10 protein-coding genes are annotated in these 6,063 nt (G+C 31.6%); 2 read left to right on the top strand and 8 right to left on the bottom strand.

Going from position 1 to position 6,063, the window contains the following annotated elements; translation table 11 throughout:
* The first annotated feature begins 25 nt into the window (after nt 1–25).
* Together H3T84_RS10940 and H3T84_RS10945 are read left to right on the top strand one after the other, a co-directional pair.
* The gene (locus H3T84_RS10940; protein ID WP_198219123.1) at nt 26–376 is read left to right on the top strand and encodes a T6SS amidase immunity protein Tai4 family protein; all 351 of its coding nucleotides are present in this window, start codon (nt 26–28) and stop codon (nt 374–376) included.
* Nucleotides 343–699, top strand: coding sequence for a type VI secretion system amidase immunity protein Tai4 (locus H3T84_RS10945; protein WP_198219124.1), 357 nt, complete (start codon nt 343–345; stop codon nt 697–699). The genes H3T84_RS10940 and H3T84_RS10945 overlap by 34 nt, the downstream gene beginning before the upstream one ends.
* A gap of 437 nt (nt 700–1,136) precedes the next feature.
* On the opposite strand, the gene H3T84_RS10950 is transcribed toward H3T84_RS10945, so the two are convergent.
* From H3T84_RS10950 to H3T84_RS10985, 8 genes are all read right to left on the bottom strand, one after another.
* Nucleotides 1,137–1,820: a hypothetical protein gene (locus H3T84_RS10950; RefSeq protein WP_198219125.1), complete on the bottom strand. Its 684-nt coding sequence runs from the start codon at nt 1,818–1,820 to the stop codon at nt 1,137–1,139.
* A 132-nt stretch (nt 1,821–1,952) separates the two neighbouring features.
* On the bottom strand, nt 1,953–2,396 hold the full coding sequence (locus tag H3T84_RS10955) for a hypothetical protein (RefSeq protein ID WP_198219126.1): 444 nt from the start codon (nt 2,394–2,396) through the stop codon (nt 1,953–1,955).
* A gap of 264 nt (nt 2,397–2,660) precedes the next feature.
* The gene (locus tag H3T84_RS10960) at nt 2,661–3,107 is read right to left on the bottom strand and encodes a hypothetical protein (RefSeq protein WP_198219127.1); all 447 of its coding nucleotides are present in this window, start codon (nt 3,105–3,107) and stop codon (nt 2,661–2,663) included.
* 339 nt (nt 3,108–3,446) lie between these two features.
* The gene (locus tag H3T84_RS10965) at nt 3,447–3,893 is read right to left on the bottom strand and encodes a hypothetical protein (protein WP_100115677.1); all 447 of its coding nucleotides are present in this window, start codon (nt 3,891–3,893) and stop codon (nt 3,447–3,449) included.
* 25 nt (nt 3,894–3,918) lie between these two features.
* A complete protein-coding gene (locus H3T84_RS10970) occupies nt 3,919–4,062 on the bottom strand; it encodes a hypothetical protein (RefSeq protein WP_174833360.1) in 144 nt (47 codons plus the stop codon).
* Nucleotides 4,063–4,244: 182 nt separating this feature from the next.
* A complete protein-coding gene (locus H3T84_RS10975; RefSeq protein WP_198219128.1) occupies nt 4,245–4,688 on the bottom strand; it encodes a hypothetical protein in 444 nt (147 codons plus the stop codon).
* Nucleotides 4,689–4,911: 223 nt separating this feature from the next.
* Nucleotides 4,912–5,391: a hypothetical protein gene (locus H3T84_RS10980; protein WP_198219129.1), complete on the bottom strand. Its 480-nt coding sequence runs from the start codon at nt 5,389–5,391 to the stop codon at nt 4,912–4,914.
* A 350-nt stretch (nt 5,392–5,741) separates the two neighbouring features.
* Nucleotides 5,742–6,063 (bottom strand): hypothetical protein (locus tag H3T84_RS10985; RefSeq protein WP_198219130.1); only part of this gene is annotated, 322 nt, incomplete at its 5' end.

The raw sequence follows: 6,063 nt of genomic DNA on the forward strand, positions 1-6,063 counted from the left end.
TTTAAATAAGGGGATTAAAATAAAAATGGCGAAATTAAAAATCTTGTATAGCTGTTGTTTATTATTTTCAACTTTATTATGTGGTGCATCAGAACTTCATTTAAATGCCATGTCACCTGAAGCATATAAACGTACAAACTTACAAAATTTTAAAGATATAGTTTTAGGACGTTGTATAGCTAAGGCATATCGTGGTGACAAATCAGCGCCAAAAGATGCCGGAAGTAGTGCGAGTGCATTAATTGATTGGACGTACTTCGATTTAAACGAAACTGAGGCTGTGCACAATTTAATAGATAAGTATCTCTCACGTGATTATTTTAATCCATATGCTGAATTGCCATGTCACCAGAGGCTCCAAACCGTAATTTTTTAAAGAACTATAAAGATATGGTTTTTGCCACTTGTATAGCTAATGCATATAAAGATGATAAACATGCAGCCATAGACGCCGGAAGTAGCGCCAGTGCGCTACAGGATTGGATTGCTTATAGCATTGACAACAGCATAGAAAGACAAATTGTATTGGTAAATTCTTATTTATCCCGTGATTATTTCAATCCATTAGCTGAGACAGAGGTAAAAGGGCTTAAATTTGATTTCCTAAAATGTCTGGATCTTTACCATAGTAAAGAGCTTGACAGACTTGGCAGAGATGTTATTTCAGAACCTTGGAGAAAAGCAAGTCACGGGTATTAAATCCTGATTTTTTACCAGAAAGTAAGTCAAAATACTGATTTTAGTATATTAAGAACGGTATAATAAAATTTAACATAATAATTATTATGCGAAATAATATTTTGGTTATGGAAATCTTTCTCATCCTCCTCAATTAGCTTTCTAGTCCGAATTCCCTGCCAAGAAATCAGTCCAACATTTGTTACATCATTTTTCAGGTCTGCATACGAACCAAGCTGTACAGATGATAGACCGTTTCACGAAGAGATGCATAATTTGCTGAGCATAATTTATATATCCTTTTGCAGGTGTAGATATTGCAGGGAAAGCCTTTGGTGAACAAAAAATTACATAGGATATTATAAAGATATAACAGTAAAACAACTATTGAACCATCTGACATTAGAAGCAGAAAAAATAGTGACCGATTATATTTTAAAACATGCTAAATAGATTTTTTAGAGCTTCATGACTTTGCCTAATGATGAGTCATAGTAATACTCACCTGTCCTCAATAACTTTCTTTGATACCATGATAAAGGATATTCGATATCACCCCAATCGGGATCATAGGTGTAGTATTCATTTTTAAGACCGTCAATTAAGTCGTCAATATGTGCATATAAATTTGGGGCTAACACATTAGAATACCCAGAAACAGAATTGATAAGGCGCCCAAAATATTGTTCTCTCAAATCAATCAAAATAAAACAACATGAACCACTATCGTATAAAGGCATTAACTCATATGATATTGTTGTATCTATGTAATCTTTCTGTGTATCGTCATAACTGAGTCCTTCTAAATCTTTCTTTTCAGCATCTTCTGAAATAATATTATAATCCATTTGTAAGCTTATGAATGAAGCATATTCTTCATCAGTAGTATATTCTTTTATTAAAAGTTTTGGTGTTAATGGGGTATATACAGTATTAATTAGTAAATGTAATGACTCATCTTCACATAAAGAAAGTAGTTTCTTTATTTCTACTGGTATTTGAGAACACGTTGATGATTTTTTGCAAATAATTGTTTCTATCTGTGTAAAAATAGCAAGATCGTCATTTTTAATTGAATAATCTTGAGAGAAAATAGTATTTTTAATTTCTTGAAGCATCTCAATAGCGGTTTCAACTTTCATATAGGACCTTCCAATAGTTAAGATTGAAATTTTTTATAGGAATAAAAGAAATTTTTCAAGGCGACAATTGTTATCACGTATTTTAACACATTGATTGATATCAGAACTAATGTATCTTGTTAAAGATAGTTTTTAATCACAAAATTCAGGCGGATCAACTAACTCTTCTAAATAATCAAATTCTATAGGCTTAGGAATGTCTGGATAAAACCCTATCTCTGTTGCATCTAAGAGTTCTTTCGCGGCTTTGCGAAGTTCTATCCAATAATCAGACTCCATAAAACTTTTATAAGAATAAACAGTATCATCCATATTTTCTAATAATTCATGAAACTGCTCGTCTTTTTTTAAAATATTTTCATCATCAAAATCATCAATAAAACTTCGGTATTCTAATGAAGTAATAAGTGCTATAAGGACATTTTTCGTAGGCCTCTCATAATCTTTGTCATTTTGATTTAAAGGTGGATATTCAAAATATTGCAGTTGTTGCTCTGGTTCTAATGTCATAAATGATATTAGCATCCAATAATCTGCCGAATCATAATACACTGTTTCCCATATAGGAGGTTTCATCTTTTATCCTTAATAGAATTGTCTTTTATTGATTCCATTTTAAAATATGATAATGGAAATTGCCATCTATCCAATATTCTGGCTCATAATGTTTCTTTTCCTTTTATCCACTATGATCTGGTGCGGGAGTATGATGGCTCTAACACCACTTCACTGTAAGGACACTCACTATCTACTAAGTATTATGTTTCATGTGTATGGTTTGCCTATGCAGAAAACATAAAACAGGGATTACATATTGTAATCCCTGTTAACAAATAGCTTTTAATCCCAAAATTCAGGCGGATCAACTAACTCTTGTAAATAATCAAATTCTATAGGCTTAGGAATGTCTGGATAAAACCCTACCTCTGTTGCATCTAAGAGTTCTTTCGCTGCTTTGCGAAGTTCTATCCAATAATCAGACTCCATAAAACTTTCATAAGAATAAACAGTATCATCCATATTTTCTAATAATTTATGAAACCGCTCGTCTTTTTTTAAAACATTTTCATCATCCCAAAAATCATCAATAAAACTTCGCAATTCTAATGAAATAATAAGTGCTAAAAGGACGTTTTTCGTAGGCCTCTCATAATCTTTGTCATTTTGATTTAAAGGCGGATATTCAAAATATTGCAGTTGTTGCTCTGGTTCTAATGTCATAAATGATATTAGCATCCAATAATCTGCCGAATCATAATACACTGTTTCCCATATAGGAGGTTTCATCTTTTATCCTTAATAGAATTGTCTTTTATTGATTCCATTTTAAAATATGATAATGGAAATTACCATCTATCCAATATTCTGGCTCATAATGTTTCTTTTCCTTTTATCCACTATGATCTGGTGCGGGAGTATGATGTAATTGGCATGTTTTTTTTCATGTCCATGTCTAAACCAAATAACTGACCACTCGCTTTTCCTTTTGCACCAAAAACTAATTTAATAGGTACTTTTTCATTAACTTGATTTGTACTATTAGGTTACTGCTTAATAGTTTGCCCATTGTGTGCAGAAAACATAAAACAGGGATTACATACTGTAATCCCTGTTAGTAAATAGTTTTTAATCACAAAATTCAGGCGGATCAACTAACTCTTCTAAATAATCAAATTCTATAGGCTTAGGAATGTCTGGATAAAACCCTACCTCTGTTGCATCTAAAAGTTCTTTCGCTGCTTTGCGAAGTTCTATCCAATAATCAGACTCCATAAAACTTTCATAAGAATAAACAGTATTGTCACCACCATCTAATAATTTATGAAACTGCTCGTCTTTTTTTAAAACATTTTCATCATCCCAAAAATCATCAATAAAACTTCTCCCTTGTAATGTAATAAGAAGTGCGAAAAGGACATTTTTCGTAGGCCTCTCATAGTCTTTGTCATTTAGATATAAAGGTGGATATTCAAAATATTGCAGTTGTTGCTCTGGTTCTAATGTCATAAATGATAGTAGCATCCAATATGCTGCAATATCACAATACACTGTTTCCCATATAGGAGGTTTCATCATTTATCCTTAATAAAATTGTCTTTTATTGATTCCATTTTAAAATATGATAATGGAAATTACCATCTATCCAATAATTTATCTCAATTTTTTTCTTTCCATCTAGTCTACCATGATCTGGCGCGGGAGTATGATGATCCATTCTAATTAATTGGCGTGTTTTTTTCATGTCCATGCCCAAACCAAATAACTAGGCCACTCACCTCTTTTTCTGCAACAAAAACTAATTTAATAGGTACTTTTTCATTAACTTGATTTGTACTATTAGGTTACTGCTTAATGGTTTGACCATTGTGTGCAGAAAATATAAAACAGGGATTACATACTGTAATCCCTGTTAGTAAATAGTTTTTAATCACAAAATTCAGGCGGATCAAATATCTCTACTAAATAATCAAATTCTATAGGCTTAGGAATGTCTGGATAAAACCCTATCTCTGTTGCATCTAAGAGTTCTTTCGCTGCTTTGCGAAGTTCTATCCAATAATCAGACTCCATAAAACTCTCATAAGAATAAGCAGCATTATCACGATCACTTATTAATTTCTGAAACTTCTCGTCTTTTTTTAAAATATTTTCATCATCAAAATCATAAATAAAATTTAGGTCTTGTAATGTAAGAAAAAGTGCTCTAAGGACATTTTTCGTAGGCCTATTATAATCTTTGTCATTTAGATATAAAGGCGGATATTCAAAATATTGCAGTTGTTGCTCTGGTTCTAATGTCATAAATGATACTAGCATCCAATAATCTGCCGAATCATAATACACTGTTTCCCATATAGGAGGTTTCATCTTTTATCCTTAATAGAATTGTCTTTTATTGATTCTATTTTAAAATATGATAATGGAAATTACCATCTATCCAATAATTTATCTCAATTTTTTCTTTCCATCTAGTCCACCATGATCTAGCGCGAGAATATGATGATTAGGTTACTGCTTAATGGTTTGACTATTGTGTTCAGAAAATATAAAACAGGGATTACATATTGTAATCCCTGTTAGTAAATAGTTTTTAATCCCAAAATTTAGGCGGATCAAGTAACTCTTTTATTAAATTATCGGGCGGATCAAATATCTCTACTAAATAACCAAATTCTATCGGCTTAGGAATGTCAGGATACACTCCCAATTCAGCTTCTTCTAAAAGCTCTTTTGCAGTTCTTCTAAGACTTGACCAATAGTTTGATAACATAAAGCTTTCATAAGAATAAATGGTACGATCGGTAGTCTCTAATAGATTTCGAAACTGTTCATCTTTTACTAAAATACTTCCTTCATCATATTCATTGATGAATGGATAATCATATAAAGCGTTTGAAAGAGCAATGAGAACATTTTTCGTAGGTCTATTATAATCTTTGTCATTTAGATATAAAGGCGGATATTCAAAATATTGCAGTTGTTGCTCTGGTTCTAATGTCATAAATGATACTAGCATCCAAGATACAGACATATCATAATAAACTGTTTCCCATATAGGAGGAAATTCCATCTTTTATCCTTAATAGAATTAACTTTTATTGATTCCATTTTAAAATATGATAATGAAAATTACCATCTATCCAATATTCTGGCTCATAATGTTTCTTTTCCTTTTATCCACTATGATCTGGTGCGGGAGTATGATGATCCATTCTAATTAATTGGCGTGTCATTTTCATGTCCATGCCCAAACCAAATAACTGACCACTCACCTCTTTTTCTGCAACAAAAACTAATTTAATAGGTACTTTTTCATTAACTTGATTTGTACTATTAGGTTACTGCTTAATGGTTTGACCATTGTGTACAGAAAATATAAAACAGGGATTACATATTGTAATCCCTGTTAATAAATAGTTTTTAATCACAAAATTCAGGCGGATCAACTAACTCTTGTAAATAATCAAATTCTATAGGCTTAGGAATGTCTGGATAAAACCCTACCTCTGTTGCATCTAAGAGTTCTTTCGCTGCTTTGCGAAGTTCTATCCAATAATCAGACTCCATAAAACTTTTATAAGAATAAACAGTATCATCCATATTTTCTAATAATTCATGAAACCGCTCGTCTTTTTTTAAAACATTTTCATCATCCCAAAAATCATCAATAAAACTTCGGTATTCTAATGAAGTAATAAGTGCTATAAGGACATTTTTCGTAGGCCTCTCATAATCTTTGTCA

It is taken from the genome of Snodgrassella sp. M0110, from assembly GCF_016101465.1.
GTDB classification, from domain to species: Bacteria; Pseudomonadota; Gammaproteobacteria; order Burkholderiales; family Neisseriaceae; genus Snodgrassella; species Snodgrassella alvi.